Consider the following 15,105-nt stretch of genomic DNA (forward strand, 5'->3'; position numbering starts at 1 on the left):
GGCGCGCAGGGGCGGGCGACGTCCGCCGCTGCGCTCGCCGCGATTTTTTTTTGATGAAGTTTTTCTTACAACGCGTGGGTCACGGCCAGCCAATACGTCTAGTAACAAGCAGAAGCCATGGACGTGGCGTTGCAGGCGGAAGCCGTAACGGGATTGTCGTAAAGCGCTGCACGGCAGGGGCCGGTATCAACCGGTTTTCACACAAGGAACTGAGTGCATCGTCATGCATGATTTCGAAAGTAGGGGCAGCGCGTTGCGCGCCATATTGCGCCGCGCGCCGCACGCGTTTGCCTTGGCCATCGCCATCAATACCGCTTGGGCGCAGGCCGAGCCCGCAGACGCTGGCCGCCGCGTGAACATCAACGAATACATCGTGCGCGGCAACACCGTGCTGCAAGCCCGCGACATCGAACGCGCCGTCTATCCCTACCTGGGCCCGGACCGCACGCTGTCCGATATCGAAGCGGCGCGCGAGGCCTTGCAGACCGTCTATCAGGAACAGGGCTATCAATCCGTCTACGTGGATCTGCCCGAGCAGCAGGTGGCCGATGGCATCGTCTTCCTGCAGGTGTCCGAAACCAAAATCGGCCGGGTACGGGTGGTGGGTGCGCAGCACTATTCGCCGCTGACGATCCGCGACGAGGTGCCCGCGTTGCAGGAGGGGCAGGTGCCCAACTTCAACCAGGCGCAGGCAGAACTGACCGGCTTGAACAAGGGCGCGAGCCGTCAGGTGGTGCCGCTGGTGAAGGAAGGGCGCTTGCCTGGCACCATGGACGTGGACCTGAAGGTGGAAGACAAAAGCCCCTGGCATGCCAGCGTCGGCTTGAACAATGACTACAGCGCCGACACCTCGCGGCTGCGCAGCACGGCGTCGCTGGGCTACGACAACCTGTGGCAACTGGGCCATTCCGTCAGCCTGACCTTCTTTACCGCGCCGCAGGAAACCGACAACGCCAAAGTGTGGTCCGGTTCGTACTCGATGCCGCTCGCGCCGCGCTGGGGATTGCAGTTCTCGGGCTACAAGAGCGACAGCAACGTCGCGACCCTCGGCGGCACCAACGTGCTGGGCAAGGGCTATTCGTTTGGCGTGTCGGCCATCTACACGATGGACCCGCAAGGCGACTGGAGCAATTCCCTGTCCATCGGCCTGGACTACAAGAAGTTCGACGAGTCCACCCGGTTCGGCGCCAGCGAAGACCAGATCCCCATCAAATACCTGCCGTTCACGCTGGCCTACAACGGCTATCGCTATACCGAGTCGTCGCAAAGCAGCCTGGGGCTGTCGGTGGTGGGGGCCAGCGGCTCCTTCTTCAACCAGGGCAGCGACTGGAAGGAATTCGACGACAAGCGCTATCAGGCCAACCCCAGCTTCGCCCTCGTGCGCGGCGATGGCACGCATACGCAAAACCTGTTCGGCGACTGGCAACTGGGCCTGCGCGGCGCATTCCAGCTGGCCTCGGGCGCGCTTGTCTCGAACGAACAGTTCTCGGCCGGTGGCGCGACCAGCGTGCGCGGTTACCTGGCGGCCGAACGCACGGGCGATGACGGCATCCTGGCTTCGCTCGAATGGCGCACGCCGTCGCTGGCGCGCTGGCTGGGTCCGAACGTCAATGAATGGCGCTTCTACGCCTTTGCGGACGCCGCGAGCTTGCGCTTGCGCGACCCGCTGCCCGAACAGGATTCCCGTTATTCGCTGGCCAGCGTCGGCCTGGGCACGCGCCTGCAAATGATCGATTGGCTGTCGGGTTCCCTGGATTGGGGCTATCCGTTGAAAGACGGCCCCAACACCCGCAAACACGATCCCCGCCTGAACTTCAGCGTGCGCGCCAGCTTCTGAGCGCACGCGACTTTTCCATCCCGGAGTCTTACTCATGCAACGCCTATTGATGCTCCTGCTGACCGTGTTGGCCGGCGTCTTGCCGTCCGCCGCCAATGCCTGGTGGCAACCGGACTGGCAGTACCGCAAGCAAATCACCGTCGACAGCACCGCGCAGGGCATGCCGCTGGGCGGCGCTGCCGGCCGCACGCCGCTGCTGGTGCGCCTGCATACCGGCAATTTCACCTTTGACGGCATCAACGAGAAGGGCGCCGACATCCGCTTCGTGGCGGCCGACGACCAGACCGTGCTGAACCATCAGCTGGAGTCGTTCGACCCCTTGCTGGGCATGGCACTGGTGTGGGTGGACCTGCCCGATCTGGCCGACGGCCAGCGCCAGGACATCTGGATGTACTACGGCAACCAGAAGGCGCCGGCGTCCGCCAACGGGCAACTGAGCTTTGACCCGAACTACACGCTGGTCTATCACTTCGACGGCGCGGCTGGCGCGCCGCCGCGCGACACCACCGCCTACAGCAACCATGGCCAGACGCCCACGGGCGCGGCGGTTGACGGCGTGATCGGCCGCGCCGCGCAGTTCACGGGCAACGCGCCCTTGATGCTGCCCGCCAGCCCCTCGCTGGCTATTCCCGCCGCGGGCGCGTTTACGTTCAGCGCCTGGGTGCGCGCCGACCAGCCGGCCGGCGAACAGCTGGTCTATGCCCGCCGCGATGCCGGCAACTCGCTGCTGATCGGCATCAACCAGGGCGTGCCCTTCGTGGAAGTGAACGGCCAGCGCAGCCAGCCCGGCCAGCCGCTGACGCCCGCCGCCTGGCAGCACCTTGCCGTGTCGGCCGATGGCAGCCAGGTACACCTGTATGTGAACGGCCGCGCGACCGCATCGCTGGCCGCCAGCCTGCCGCCGCTGGCCACGCCCGCCGCGCTGGGTGGCGATGTGCCGCTGCCCGCCGTTGCCGCCGCGCCGGCCACGCCCGCCGTCGATGGCGCGGCGTCGGCCGACGCCGCCACGGCTCCCGCGCCGCGTCCGGTGTACGCGCCGTTCGTGGGCGCGATGGATGAAGTGCGCCTGTCCAAAGTGGCGCGTCCGGCAGCGCTGATCCATGCGGATGCCGCCTCGCAGGGCGCGGAGTCCCGGCTGGTGGCCTATGGCGCCGACGAAGAGCAGTCGGGCATGGGCTTTGGCGGCCTGGGCTTCCTGCTCAAGGCGGTGCCGCTGGACGCGTGGATCATCATCGGCGTGCTGGTGCTGATGATGGTGCAGTCCTGGATCATCATGTTCAGAAAGAGCCGCAACGTGGCCCGCGTGTCCGCCGCGAACGAGGCGTTCCGCGACAGCTTTGCGACGGTTGGCCAGCGGCTGGAACTGCTGGCCGATGACACGGCCCTGGCTCAACGGCTTGCCAACGCATCGCTGTGGCGCCTGTACCGCGTGGCCATCAACGAAATCCGCACGCGTCGGGCCCAGGGCGCCGACACCACGTCGATCTCGGCCGCCACCATCGAAGCCATCCGCGCATCGATGGACGCCGTGCGCACCAAGGAAAACCTGGCGCTGGGTTCCAAGCTGGGCTCGTTGTCCAACGCGATTGCCGGCGGCCCCTACATCGGACTGCTGGGCACGGTGCTGGGCATCATGGTCGTGTTCCTGGGCACCGCGATGGCGGGCGACGTGAACATCAACGCCATCGCCCCGGGCATGGCCGCCGCCTTGCTGGCAACCGCGATGGGCCTGTTCGTGGCCATCCCCGCGCTGTTTGGCTACAACCGCCTGGTGTCGCGCAACAAGGAAGTCAGCGCCGACATGCGCGTGTTCGTCGACGAATTCATCACGCGCCTGGCCGAAGTGCACGGCGAAACGCAAGCGCAGGAAGCGGCCCACCGCCCCGCCACGCGCGCAGCGGCCGAACGCCCGGCCATGCGCGAGGCGCAACCCGCGTCCGCAGAAGCGTAAGGAGCAGCCATGGCTTCCGTATCCACTTCCCAGGACGATGATGACGACGCGCCCGTGGACGGCATCAACATCACGCCGCTCGTCGACGTGTTGATGGTCGTGCTGGTCATGTTCATCCTGACCGCCACCGCGCAGATCGCCGGCATCAAGGTCAACCTGCCCAAGGCCAGCTCCACCATGGCCCTGTCGCAACCCAAGACCAAGGCCATTTCCGTCAACGACGCCGGCCAGGTATTCCTGGACGCGTACCCCGTGACCTTGCCCGAGCTGGAAGACCGGCTGCGCACCGAAAAGGCGCTGAACCCCGACTTCCCGGTGATCGTGCGCGGCGATGCCGCCGTGCAATACCAGAAGGTCGTGGAAGTGCTGGACCTGCTGCGCCGCCTGGAGCTTGCTCAGGTCGGCCTGGTTACCGGCAAGCCGCAATAAGGCGGGATCAACGTCATGCCGCAACACGCATCCGATCCCTTGCGCGGGCCGCATCCGGCGCGCCGCTGGCTGAAGCTGGCGGCCGTGGCCGTGGCGGCGATCCTGGCAGCCTACGCACTTTGGCGCTGGGCCAACGATATGTCCGGTGTCCGGCGCGATGCGCCCAAGGTCACGGCCATCATCCCGCTGCCTCCGCCGCCGCCTCCCCCGCCCGAACCCGAGAAGCCGCCCGAACCCGAGCAGCCCAAGGAAGAGCCGGTGGCCACGCCCGAGCCTGAACCGCAACCCACGCCCGAACCGCCCAAGCCGCAGGACGACGCGCCCGTGCGCCCGGCCGACGACCTGGCCAACCCGATGCAGATCGACGGCGATGCGCAGGCCGGCAGCGACGCCTTCAACATCGGCGCGGGACAGGGCAAGGGCATGTCGGGCGGCGGCGGGGGCCGCGCGGGCAACGCCACCTACAGCCAATACCTGGCCTATGCGCTGCAAAAGATCCTGCGCGAAGACGAACGCACCCGCAATCTGACCTTCCGCCTGCAAGCCAACATCTGGCTCACGGCATCGGGGCAGATCACGCGCGTTGAGTTGACGCGCGGCAGCGGCGACGCCGACGTCGATGCCCGCGTGGTCGCCGCCCTGCGCGCGGTGCCGGGGCTGGACGAACGTCCGCCGGCATCGGCCAGCATGCCCATCCGCGCCTCGCTGACCGGCCGTCGCCCGTCTTGATGTCTCACATTGAATTGATCCTGGAGTGACTAGAGCATGAAGTTCCCTTTGAACCGGTTGGCGGCATCGCTGGCGTTGGTCCTGGCGGGCGCCGCCTCGCTGCCTGCGCACGCCGCGCCCGCGCCGTCCGAGAACGCCACCATCAATCTGATCCGCCTGCTGGTGCAGCAAGGCGTGCTCAAACCCGAACAGGCCAACGCGCTGGTGGCGCAGGCCGAAGCGGAAGCCAGCGCTGCCCGCCAGGCTACGCCGGACCGGGGCGCCTCTGTCGCGCAGGCCGGCGACGTGCGCGTGCCGTACATCCCTCAGACCGTGCGCGACCAGATCCGCGATGAGGTCAAGGCCGAAGTCATGGTGCAGGCCAAGGAAGAGAACTGGGCGCAACCGAACACGTTCCCCGACTGGGTCTCGCGCATCACGGTGGAGGGAGACGTCCGCGTGCGCGACGAATCGCGCCTGTACAACGGCGGCAACAGCAACGAGATCACCGACTTCGCCAAGCTCAACGCCAAGGGGCCTTACGACGTCAACCCCAACACCAACGGCGGCTATCCGCCCATGCTGAACACGCGCGAAGACCGCCGCAACCAGCTGCGCATCCGCGCCCGGCTGGGTGTGCGCGCAGAGATGTCGGAAGCCTGGTCGGCCGGCATCCGCCTGGCCACGGGCAGCGACGACAGCCCGGTGTCCACGTCGCAGACGCTGGGCGGCGGCATGGGTAAGAAGGACATCTGGCTGGACCAGGCTTACCTGACCTATCGCCCCGCCAAGTGGGCGACGGTGACGGGCGGACGTATCGCCAACCCCTTCGAGTCCACCGACACGCTGTTCTCCAATGACCTGAATTTCGATGGCATCGCCGCGATCTTCAAGCAGCCGCTGCAAGGCCGCGACGTGACCCTGTTCGGCACCTTGGGCGCGTTTGCGACCGAATACGCGAACAACGGCTGGAACTCATCGTCGATGAATGAAGGCGCAACGGAAAACAAATGGCTGCTGGGCGCGCAGGTGGGCGCGGACTGGAAGATCAACCCGCAGAACAGCCTGCGCGGTGCGTTGGCCTACTACCATTTCGACAACATCGCGGGCCAGCGCTCAAGTTCGTGCTCGCCTTGGGCCGGCGCGGAAAACTGCGACACCGACTGGTCGCGTCCCGCCTTCATGCAGAAGGGCAACACCCTGTTCCTGCTGCGTAATATCGCGCCCAATCCGCTCAATCCGGCCGATACGCCGCAGCCGCAATACGTGGGCCTGGCGTCCAAGTTCGACCTGTTGGACCTGAACCTGCGCTGGGACACGCGCGTGTTCGACGGACTGGGCCTGCGCCTGAACGGCAACTACATCCGCAACCTGGCCTACAGCAAGAACAAGATGGCGACCCGCTCGCAGGGCTATATCGTCAATAACTTCGGCGACAACGGCGACATCGAAAGCGGCCCCAATGCCTGGATGCTGCAAGCCACGCTGGGCCGCTCGTATGACTTGAAGGAAAAGGGCGATTGGCTGGCCTTCGTCGGCTACAAGTACATCCAGCCGGACGCGCTGCCCGATGCATTCAACGATTCGAGCTTCCACCAGGGCGGCACCAACGCGCGCGGCTACTACATCGGCGCGGGTTATGCCTTCGAGAAGAACGTGTACGGCGTGTTCCGCTGGATGAGCACCAAGGAGATCTACGGTCCGCCCTTGGCCATCGACACGATGCAGTTTGAAATCAACGCCAGGTTCTAAGGCCATGGACATGCATACCTTATGGGATGAATCGCGCCATGGGCCCGCATCGGGACGCGGGCGGCGGCTGGCGGCGGCCGTGGCCTTGTGCGCGGCCGGGCTGGGTATCGCGGGCGGCGCGCGTGCCGAAAGCATGGAAGAGCGCCTGCGCGCCCAGCTGCGCATCACCACGCAGCAGCTACAGCAGTTGCAAAGCGAACAGGCGCAGAGCAATGCCGCCAAGGTGGCCGCCGAAACGCAACGCGATGCGGCGCAGAAAGAGCTGGAGTCGTTGCGCGCGCAATTGGCCAAGAGCCGGGGGCAGGCTGAGAAGCTGGCCGAGCAGCAGGACGCCGTGAGGGAAAGCGCACAGACCCAGGTCGCGGCCACGCAGGCGCAGTTGGGCAAGTTCAAGGGCGCGTACGACGAACTGCTGGCGATGGCGCGAGCCAAGGAAGCGGAACGCCTGGCCCTGGCCCGCACGGTGGCGCTGCGCGATGAAGAGATCAAGACCTGCGTGGCCAGGAACCGCCAGATGTACGAGGCGGGCAAGGAAATCCTGCACGCCTATGAAGGCATCAGCACCGGCGACATCCTGGCCATCAGGCAACCCTTTGCGGGCAAGGCGCGCGTGCAGTTCGAAGAGCAGGCGCAGGCCTATGGCGACAAACTCTACGACGCGAAGATCCCCGCCAGTCAAAGTCAAGTCGCTGCAACCTCGCGCCCGTAGCCTTGCTTTTCCGAATCGTCTTACTTGAATTTCAGGACCCTCAGAATGACCGAATCCAGCTTGATCCTTGATGTCAACGCCGAACGCCTGCAAGCGCTGCTGCAATCCGTTGGCTATCGCGTAACGCTGTCCGAGCAGAACGGCATGGTGCAGCTTTTGAGCGCCAGCCAGGGCGTGGGCTTTGCCGCCCGCATGGGCAACCCGGCCGAGCAGGAAGGCCATTTCCTGGACTACACGTTGAGCTGCGCGCTGCGCGTGCAAGGCGAGGTGCCCGCAGGCCTGGCCGAGCGCTGGAACGTGGAAAAGCGCTTTGCCCGGCTGTCGGTGCAGGGCGCGTTCCTGGTGCTGGAGCTGGACGTGATCGTGGCCGGTGGCGTCTCGGAATCTTATTTGCGCGCCACGACCGAATTATGGGACCGGCTGCTGCAAGAGTTCCTGTTGTTCCTGCGCGCCAACGCGTCGGCCCAGGCGGACGCTGAGGCGGCGGAAGGAACCGAACCATGAACCCGGCCGCTATTCCCGGCAGGCGGCTGCGCGTGACGGCGGCCGTGCTGCTGATCGCCGCGCTGGCGGGCGCCGTTGCCCTGATGCGCGGCAAGGGCGCGCCAAGCAGCGAGGCCGCTCCTGCTCCTGCTCCTGCCACTGCAATGGCCGCACCAGCCCCCGCCGCCGTCAAGCCGTCGGCGAATACGCCTGAACCCCGGCCCACGGCAGTCGCTACGCTGGGCGCGGTGCGTGTCGAACGCGACGAGCTGCTGGGCCAATTGCAGACCTTGCCGCCGCAGGCGCGCCAGCAGTTGCAGGACAATCGCGCGGGAATGGAACAGTGGCTGCGCGCCCGGCTGGCCGAGAAGGCGTTGATCGAACAGGCGCGCGCGCAAGGCTGGCAGGACCAGCCCGAGATCCGGCGCGCGGTGCAGGCTGCCCAGGAGCGCATCGTGGTGCAAAGCTATCTGGAGTCGGTCAGCCGTGCGCCCGACGGCTATCCCACCGACGCGGACTTGCAAGCCGCCTATGAGCGCGCCAAGCCGCAGCTTGCCGTGCCCGCGCAATACCACGTCAGCCAGATCTTTCTGCCCGCGCCGCTGGGCGATGCCGACGCGGTGGCGGCGACGCGCAAGCAAGCGCAGGAACTGACCAAGCGCGCCCAGGCGCCCAAGGCGGATTTTGCGGCGCTGGCGCAAGCCCATTCGCGCGATGAGACCTCGCGCGGGCAAGGCGGCGACATCGGCTTTGTGCCGCTGGCGCAATTGACGCCCGAAATGCGTCCGGTCATCGAGCAGATGAAAGCCGGCGAGGTCTCTGCACCGGTCCAGTCGGCAGCCGGCTTCCATATCCTGAAGTTGACAGCGCTGCGGCCGGCCAGCGTGACGCCGTTCGAGCAGGTCAGCCCGCAACTGCGTACCGCGCTGCGCAGCCAACGCCAGGAGCTGGCGGCGCGCGCCTATATGGAAGGTTTGCTGAATGCGGGAACCGTCAGCATCGATGGCGCAGCGCTGAACGCCGCGCTTGAGCAGGCCATGGCGGCAAAGCCCGTCCAAGGCTCGGTCGCCCGCGTTCCGTGAACGGTCCGGCGCCGTGACGCATGAGCCGGCTCGCGCCGCGACCCACGAGCCGGCTTGCTCCGTCACGCAAGCGCTGGACCATCGCCTGACCGAAGCGCTGGGAAAAGCCCAACCGCCCGCCACGCTGCAAGGGGCGACGGCGTTGTTGCAGGCGTTGCGGCGCGCCTTCCCGGATGATCTGGCGCGCTGGTTTCCCCTGGTTCCGGTGTCACCGCCGGAACCCCTGTCGGACCCCGCGCCGCAGCGTACGCGCGACCCGGCGCGCGTGATGGGGCTGGATGCGTCCGACCTGCGCGTCCTGTATCACGCCATCCGGGTCGTCTGGCTGGCCGAACTGGTGTTCGGCTGCCCGGATGAAGCGCGGCGCTGGCTGCGCGCGCCGAAGCGGCGGCTGCACGGCCGTGTGCCATTGCTGCTATGCCAGCACGGGCGTTACGCCGCGCTGATCGAACAATGGCTGATCGATATCGACGAAGGAAACGGACCATGACCGCGCTGTGGCGCCTGAGCAATGCTCGTGACCTGATGCCGCGTGCCCGCCCGGCCGGCCGTTGGCATGGCGCGGGCGCGCCCGTCATCGTGCTGGAGGCAAGCGCGGCGGCGGCCGTCCTGGCGCGGCTGCTCCTGGCCGAGGTCGCACACCCGCGCTCGCTGCCGCGCCACTACCAACTGCTGGCGGTGACGGCGCCCGCTGGCTCGGTCGATCAGGCCGCGGCGCCCCTGCGCTGGCAGACGGACCTGCGCGCCACCCAGGCGGTGGGCGACGCGTGGCTGAAGCAGGGAAGCTCGTTGCTGCTGCGCGTGCCCGCGAGCGCGGGTGGATTCCAGTACCTGCTCAACACCGCGCATCCCGACATGGCGCGCTGCCGGGTGGCGTCGTCGGCGGTGTATCCCTATGCGCCGCACCTGGGCGCCATGGCCGCGGCCGTCCGCGAGAACGCCGATTGGCTGGCCCCCGCCAGCGAGGCCGCCCAGCGGGACTAGAATGTTGCCAGCCGGCGCCACGCCGCATGCAACCTTGTTCCGTCAGGAGCCCGCCGTATGACCGCCATCTCCGCTGCCCCCACGCCCGGCGCAGCGTTGCCCGCCACCACCGCGCAGGTGGACATCATTTCAATTCAGTCTCAAGTGGTCTACGGCTACGTGGGCAACAACGCGGCAATGCCCATCTTCCGCCGCGCCGGCTTGCGCGCGGTGGCGGTGCCGACTGTCGTACTGAGCAACACGCCGCACTACCCGACGCTGCATGGCGGCGCGGTGCCGCTGGATTGGTTCGAAGGCCTGCTCAAAGGCTTGGATGAGCGCGGCGTGACGCGTGTGGCGCGCGCCGTGGTGTGCGGTTATCTGGGGCAGCCGGGGCAGGCGGATCTGCTGGCGCGCTGGTTGCCCGCGCTGCGCGCCGCGCGGCCTGACGTGCGCGTGCATATCGATCCCGTCATGGGCGACCGCAACGACGGGCTCTATGTCGATGCGGGCCTGGTCGCGCAATACCGCAAGCTGCTCGTGCCCTTGGCCGATGGCATGACGCCCAATCATTTTGAACTTGAGATGCTGGTGGGCCGGCCCTTGTCCACGATCGACGAGGTGGCGGCGGCGGCGCGTGAATTGATCGCGCTGGGGCCAGACTGGATCGTCGTGACCAGCGCCGCGCCGATGGCGGCGCCAGCAGGGTCCTTGCAGCTGGCCATCGTCACGCGCGACGACCTCAGCATGGTGACGCACCCCGAAATCGCCATTCCGCCGTCGGTGCATGGCACCGGCGACGTGTTCATGGCCAGCGTGACCGCGCAGCTGTTGACGGGGCTGGCGCTGCCCGAGGCGGTGCGCCGGGCGGCGGACGAAGTCACGTCCGCGTTGCGGCGCACGCGCGAGTTGGGCTGGGAAGAACTGGCGGTCGAAGGGTAGGCCGGGCGCGCCGGATCAATACGTCTTGTACGGCAGGAACTTGCCGCTCATGACGATCTGCACGCGGTCCCCTTTGGGATCGGCTTCGCGCGACAGGTCCATCTTGAAGTCGATCGCGCTCATGATGCCGTCGCCGAACTCTTCGTTGATCAGCGCCTTGAAGGTCGTGCCGTACACGTTGATCAGTTCGTAGAAGCGATAGATCAGCGGGTCGGTGGGCACCGAGGTCGGCAGCGAACCCTTGTAGGGCACCACTTGCAGTTGCACCACCGCATCTTCGGGCAGGTCCAGGATGCGGGCGGCGGCGCGCGCCTGATCCTCGGTCATCGTCATCTGGCCCAGGAGCGCGGCGGTAGTCCATTCCTTGCTCTGGCCGACGGCTTCGGCAATGGCCGTCCACGACAGCTTCTTGTGCAGCTTGCGGGTCACGACCAGTTCGGTCACTTCAGCACGGGACATCATGATGGGGTTCACTCCTTGTGGGATGCCTTGTCGACCAGGAAGTCGACGAGATGGTTGCGGATTTCGTAGTAGCGCGGTTCGTGGTGCAGGCTGGCGCGGGTGCGGTCGCGTGGCAGGTCCACGCTGACCGACTCGGCGATGCGGGCGTAGGGGCCCGCGCTCATGAGCAGGATGCGGTCCGATAGCAGGATGGCTTCGTCCACATCGTGCGTGATCATGAATACGGTCTGGCGGGTCTGCTGCACGATGGCGCGCAGCTCGTCCTGGATGGTGCCGCGCGTCAGCGCGTCCAGCGCGCCGAAGGGTTCGTCCAGCAGCAGCATCTTGGGCTGGATGGCGAAGGCGCGGGCGATGCCCACGCGCTGCTTCATGCCGCCCGACAATTCGCTGGGCTTCTTGCCAGCCGCATGCGCCAGCCCGACCATGTCCAGATAGCGCATGCTGTGTTCACGCACCTGGTCGCGGGTATAGGCCGGCCAGCGCGAACGCACGCCGAATTCCACGTTTTGCAGGGCGGTCAGCCAGGGCAAGAGCGCGTGCGCCTGGAACACCACGCCGCGTTCCAGCGACGGCCCGGCGATCTGGCGGCCGTCCATGATGACGACGCCCTCATTGGTGTCGTCGATGCCGGCCAGCACGTTCAGGATGGTGGTCTTGCCGCAGCCGGAATGGCCGATCACGCAAACGAACTGGCCTTGTTCGATGTCGAAGTCGATGTGCTCGAAGACGGGCGGCTGCGGCTGGCCATTGCGTCCCGGATAGCGCTTGCCCAGGCCCTGGACTTGTAGAAAGGCTTGGCTCATGGCGTCACTCCCGATAGCTGACCAGCCGTGCGGCGCGCGCCAGCACGGTGTCCAGCAGCATGCCGATCAGGCCGATGAAAAGAATCGCGCAGATGATGTTCGCAATCGACAGGTTGTTCCATTCGTTCCAGACGAAGTAGCCGATGCCGGTGCCGCCGATCAGCATTTCAGCGGCCACGATCACCAGCCACGCAATGCCCACCGAAATCCGCATGCCGGTCATGATGGTCGGCGCGGCGGCGGGCAGGATCACCTGCAAAGCCGTGCGTAGCCGCGATACTTCCAGCGTGCGAGCCACGTTCAGCCAGTCCTGCCGCACCGCGCCCACGCCGAACGCGGTGTTGACCAGCATGGGCCACAGCGAGCAGATGAAGATGACGAAGATGGCGGACGTGTCGGCGTCCTTGATGGTGTAGAGCGCCAGCGGCATCCAGGCCAGCGGCGAGATCGGCTTGAGCACCTGGATGAAGGGGTCGAAGGCGCGATAGACGGTCTTGGACATGCCGATCAGGAACCCCAGCGGGATGGCGACCAGCGCGGCCAGGCTGAAACCCGTCAACACGCGCGCCACCGAGTACGCCAGTTGAACGCCGATGCCCTTGTCATTGGGGCCTCGGTCGTAGAACGGATCCTTGATGTGCTGCCACAGCTTTTCACCGACCTTGGGCGGGCCGGGAAACGGCGTCTTCGATCCGCTGGCCGCCGCATTGCCCACCAGCGCCGCGTAGGCCGGGTCCACCGTCACGCCGCCCGTGTCGGGGCGGGTGGCGGCGTGCCACAGCAGCAGGAACAGGAGGAACAGCGCGACGGACAGGAACGTCGCCCGCCAATATTGCACCGACCGCATCAGCTTCTCCGGATCTTGAAGCTGGCCAGATAGGCTTCGGGCTGCGCGGGGTCGAACGGCTTGCCCATGACGCTGAACGTCTTGACGGTCTCGGCGGGCGGCGTCAGCCCGGCTTCACGCATCAGGCGCACGGCATCGGTCGCCAGGAACACGTCGGCCGCGACCTTCTGGTAGTCGATGTCGCCCTTGACCTGGCCCCAGCGCTTCATCTGCGTCAGGATCCATACGGCGAAGGACTGCCACGGCATGGGGTCGAAGTCGATGCGGTTGGGATCGGTCAACACTTTGCCCAGGCCGTCGGCGTAGGTGCCGGTCAGCACCTGTTCGACCACGGTGACCGGCTGGTTCAGGTAGTTGGGCGCAGCGATGACGGACGCGATCTCCTTGCGGTGCGCGGCGTCGCGGGCATAGGCGGTGGCTTCGATGATGGACTTGAGCAGCGCCTGATAGGTGTTGGGCATGGCCGTCACGAATTCCTTGCTGGCGGAAAACGCGCAGCAGGGGTGGCCGTCCCACAAGGCCTTGGACAGCGTGTGGATGAAGCCCACGCCGTCGTACACGGCGCGCTGGTTGACCGGGTCGGGCGCCAGGAAGCCGTCGATGTTGTCGGCGCGCAGGTTGGCCACCATTTCGGGAGGCGGCACCGAACGGATCTGCACGTCGGTGTCGGGGTCCAGCCCGTGTTCGGCCAGGTAGTAGCGCAACAGGTAGTTGTGCATCGAGTAGTCGAACGGGACGGCGAACTTGAAGCCCTTCCAGTCTTTGGGATCGCGCCGATCCTTGTGTTTCATGGACAGCGTGATGGCCTGGCCGTTGATGTTTTCCACGGCCGGCATCGTCCACGGCACGGCGCGGCTGGCGCCCACGCCCATCGAGATGGCCAGCGGCATCGGCGACAACATGTGGGCGGCGTCGAATTCGCCGGACATGGCCTTGTCGCGGATCAACGCCCAGCCGGCCGTCTTGACCACTTCCACGTCCAGCCCCTGCTTGGCGTAAAAGCCCATCGGGTGAGCCATGATGATCGGCGTGGCGCAGGTGATGGGGATGAAGCCGACTTTCAGTTTCTGCTTTTCCAGCGGCCCGGTCGATTGCGCGAAGGCTTCGCGCGCGGCGGCCAGCGGGAAGATCGACGCGATGGCGGCCATGGCGGTGCTGCCGCCCACGGCGCGCAGGAAGCGGCGGCGCAGGGCGTCTTGCGGAAAGATCGCGCGCATGACGGCCTGGTCGACGGCGTTGCTGGCCGCGTCGCCGCTGACGGCGGATTGGGCAGCGCGTTCGTGCTCGGCCTGCGAGGCATGGCGGCCGCAACCGCAGGCAAGTCGGCTGTTGGCGTCAAAGGGATTGGTGAACAGGGACATGGTCGGCTCCGGCCAGTAGGGGTTGGAGCCATCATGGGGCCGTGCGCGCCGTGCCGGTATCCCGGCTTTGACGATATGCGTGTAGGGGGCTTACTACGCGGTGCGCGGGCGCGCCGCGCTGGTGCGATCAGGGGCTACAGCGCACCCAACTGGTGCGTGTTGGCGTAGGCGACCAGCTCGACCAGCGTGCGCACGCCCAGCTTTTCAAAGATGCGGCTGCGATACGTGGAGATGGTGTTCACCGACAGGGCTAGCTGTTCACCGATGGCGGACACGGAGCGCCCGGCCACGAGCAGTTGCAAGACCTGGAATTCACGGTTGGACAGTTGTTCGTGCGGCGGGCGGCTGCTGTCCTGGCGCACGGTGTGGGCCAGCAGTTCGGCCACGGCGGGCGTGACGTAGAGCTTGCCGGCCGCCGCGTTGACCAGCGCGCGCAGCAGCTCGTCCGGGTCGCAACCCTTGTTCAGGTAAGCGTGCGCGCCGGTGCGCAGGGCGCGCACGGCGAATTGCGTTTCGGGATAGACGGACAGCATGACGACGCCAAGCGCGGGGTAGTCGGCGCGCACGGTCTTCAAGACGTCCAGCCCGTCGCGTTCGCCCAGCGCCACGTCCAGCACCATGGCGTCGTAGTGGGTCGTGCGCAGCGCGCGCAGCGCCGAGGGGGCGTCCGCCGCGTCGTGCACCAGGGCGACGCGCGGGTCTTCTTCCAGAATGCGGGCCAGCCCCCGGCGGATGATGAGGTGGTCGTCGACGATAAGCAGGTTCAGAGCCATGGG

General features: G+C 66.7%; 16 protein-coding genes. 11 read left to right on the top strand and 5 right to left on the bottom strand.

Annotation, left to right across the window (positions count from 1 at the left end; all coding sequences use genetic code 11):
• Nucleotides 1-223: 223 nt before the first annotated feature.
• From API01S_RS24180 to pdxK, 11 genes are read left to right on the top strand one after another with little or no spacing between them, the layout of a single operon-like run.
• On the top strand, nucleotides 224-1,837 hold the full coding sequence (locus tag API01S_RS24180; protein WP_061306359.1) for a ShlB/FhaC/HecB family hemolysin secretion/activation protein: 1,614 nt from the start codon (nucleotides 224-226) through the stop codon (nucleotides 1,835-1,837).
• A 34-nt stretch (nucleotides 1,838-1,871) separates the two neighbouring features.
• Nucleotides 1,872-3,788 carry a DUF2341 domain-containing protein gene (locus tag API01S_RS24185; protein ID WP_061306360.1) on the top strand — a complete coding sequence of 639 codons (1,917 nt, stop codon included), beginning with the start codon at nucleotides 1,872-1,874 and terminating at the stop codon, nucleotides 3,786-3,788.
• A gap of 9 nt (nucleotides 3,789-3,797) precedes the next feature.
• A complete protein-coding gene (locus API01S_RS24190) occupies nucleotides 3,798-4,217 on the top strand; it encodes an ExbD/TolR family protein (RefSeq protein WP_046804844.1) in 420 nt (139 codons plus the stop codon).
• Nucleotides 4,218-4,232: 15 nt separating this feature from the next.
• A complete protein-coding gene (locus tag API01S_RS24195; protein WP_006220808.1) occupies nucleotides 4,233-4,946 on the top strand; it encodes a TonB C-terminal domain-containing protein in 714 nt (237 codons plus the stop codon).
• Between the two features lie 36 nt (nucleotides 4,947-4,982).
• Nucleotides 4,983-6,677 carry a putative porin gene (locus tag API01S_RS24200; RefSeq protein WP_061306361.1) on the top strand — a complete coding sequence of 565 codons (1,695 nt, stop codon included), beginning with the start codon at nucleotides 4,983-4,985 and terminating at the stop codon, nucleotides 6,675-6,677.
• A gap of 10 nt (nucleotides 6,678-6,687) precedes the next feature.
• Entirely contained in the window at nucleotides 6,688-7,386 is a 699-nt protein-coding gene (locus API01S_RS24205; RefSeq protein ID WP_254598618.1) for a DNA repair protein, read from the top strand.
• A 45-nt stretch (nucleotides 7,387-7,431) separates the two neighbouring features.
• Nucleotides 7,432-7,890, top strand: coding sequence for a YbjN domain-containing protein (locus tag API01S_RS24210; RefSeq protein ID WP_061306363.1), 459 nt, complete (start codon nucleotides 7,432-7,434; stop codon nucleotides 7,888-7,890).
• Nucleotides 7,887-8,951 carry a peptidylprolyl isomerase gene (locus API01S_RS24215; protein ID WP_061306364.1) on the top strand — a complete coding sequence of 355 codons (1,065 nt, stop codon included), beginning with the start codon at nucleotides 7,887-7,889 and terminating at the stop codon, nucleotides 8,949-8,951. The genes API01S_RS24210 and API01S_RS24215 overlap by 4 nt, the downstream gene beginning before the upstream one ends.
• 13 nt (nucleotides 8,952-8,964) lie before the next feature.
• Nucleotides 8,965-9,441 carry an MbcA/ParS/Xre antitoxin family protein gene (locus API01S_RS24220; RefSeq protein WP_061306365.1) on the top strand — a complete coding sequence of 159 codons (477 nt, stop codon included), beginning with the start codon at nucleotides 8,965-8,967 and terminating at the stop codon, nucleotides 9,439-9,441.
• A complete protein-coding gene (locus API01S_RS24225) occupies nucleotides 9,438-9,935 on the top strand; it encodes an RES family NAD+ phosphorylase (protein WP_061306366.1) in 498 nt (165 codons plus the stop codon). Before API01S_RS24220 ends, API01S_RS24225 begins: the two co-directional genes overlap by 4 nt.
• A gap of 57 nt (nucleotides 9,936-9,992) precedes the next feature.
• Complete coding sequence (pdxK, locus tag API01S_RS24230) at nucleotides 9,993-10,856, top strand: pyridoxine/pyridoxal/pyridoxamine kinase (RefSeq protein WP_061306367.1); 864 nt, start codon at nucleotides 9,993-9,995, stop codon at nucleotides 10,854-10,856.
• 15 nt (nucleotides 10,857-10,871) lie between these two features.
• Here pdxK and cynS read toward each other — a convergent pair whose 3' ends face one another.
• The 5 genes from cynS to API01S_RS24255 all read right to left on the bottom strand — a co-directional run bounded on the left by cynS (nucleotide 10,872) and on the right by API01S_RS24255 (nucleotide 15,102).
• On the bottom strand, nucleotides 10,872-11,315 hold the full coding sequence (cynS, locus tag API01S_RS24235; protein WP_039884384.1) for a cyanase: 444 nt from the start codon (nucleotides 11,313-11,315) through the stop codon (nucleotides 10,872-10,874).
• Nucleotides 11,316-11,326: 11 nt separating this feature from the next.
• Nucleotides 11,327-12,121, bottom strand: coding sequence for an ABC transporter ATP-binding protein (locus API01S_RS24240; RefSeq protein ID WP_050729742.1), 795 nt, complete (start codon nucleotides 12,119-12,121; stop codon nucleotides 11,327-11,329).
• Between the two features lie 4 nt (nucleotides 12,122-12,125).
• Nucleotides 12,126-12,968, bottom strand: coding sequence for a nitrate ABC transporter permease (gene ntrB, locus API01S_RS24245; protein WP_061306368.1), 843 nt, complete (start codon nucleotides 12,966-12,968; stop codon nucleotides 12,126-12,128).
• Nucleotides 12,968-14,329 carry a CmpA/NrtA family ABC transporter substrate-binding protein gene (locus API01S_RS24250; protein WP_006220797.1) on the bottom strand — a complete coding sequence of 454 codons (1,362 nt, stop codon included), beginning with the start codon at nucleotides 14,327-14,329 and terminating at the stop codon, nucleotides 12,968-12,970. Before API01S_RS24250 ends, ntrB begins: the two co-directional genes overlap by 1 nt.
• A gap of 134 nt (nucleotides 14,330-14,463) precedes the next feature.
• On the bottom strand, nucleotides 14,464-15,102 hold the full coding sequence (locus tag API01S_RS24255; RefSeq protein ID WP_006220796.1) for a response regulator: 639 nt from the start codon (nucleotides 15,100-15,102) through the stop codon (nucleotides 14,464-14,466).
• Nucleotides 15,103-15,105: the final 3 nt, after the last annotated feature.

It is taken from the genome of Achromobacter piechaudii NBRC 102461, from assembly GCF_001571245.1.
Classification (GTDB): Bacteria; Pseudomonadota; Gammaproteobacteria; order Burkholderiales; family Burkholderiaceae_B; genus Achromobacter; species Achromobacter piechaudii.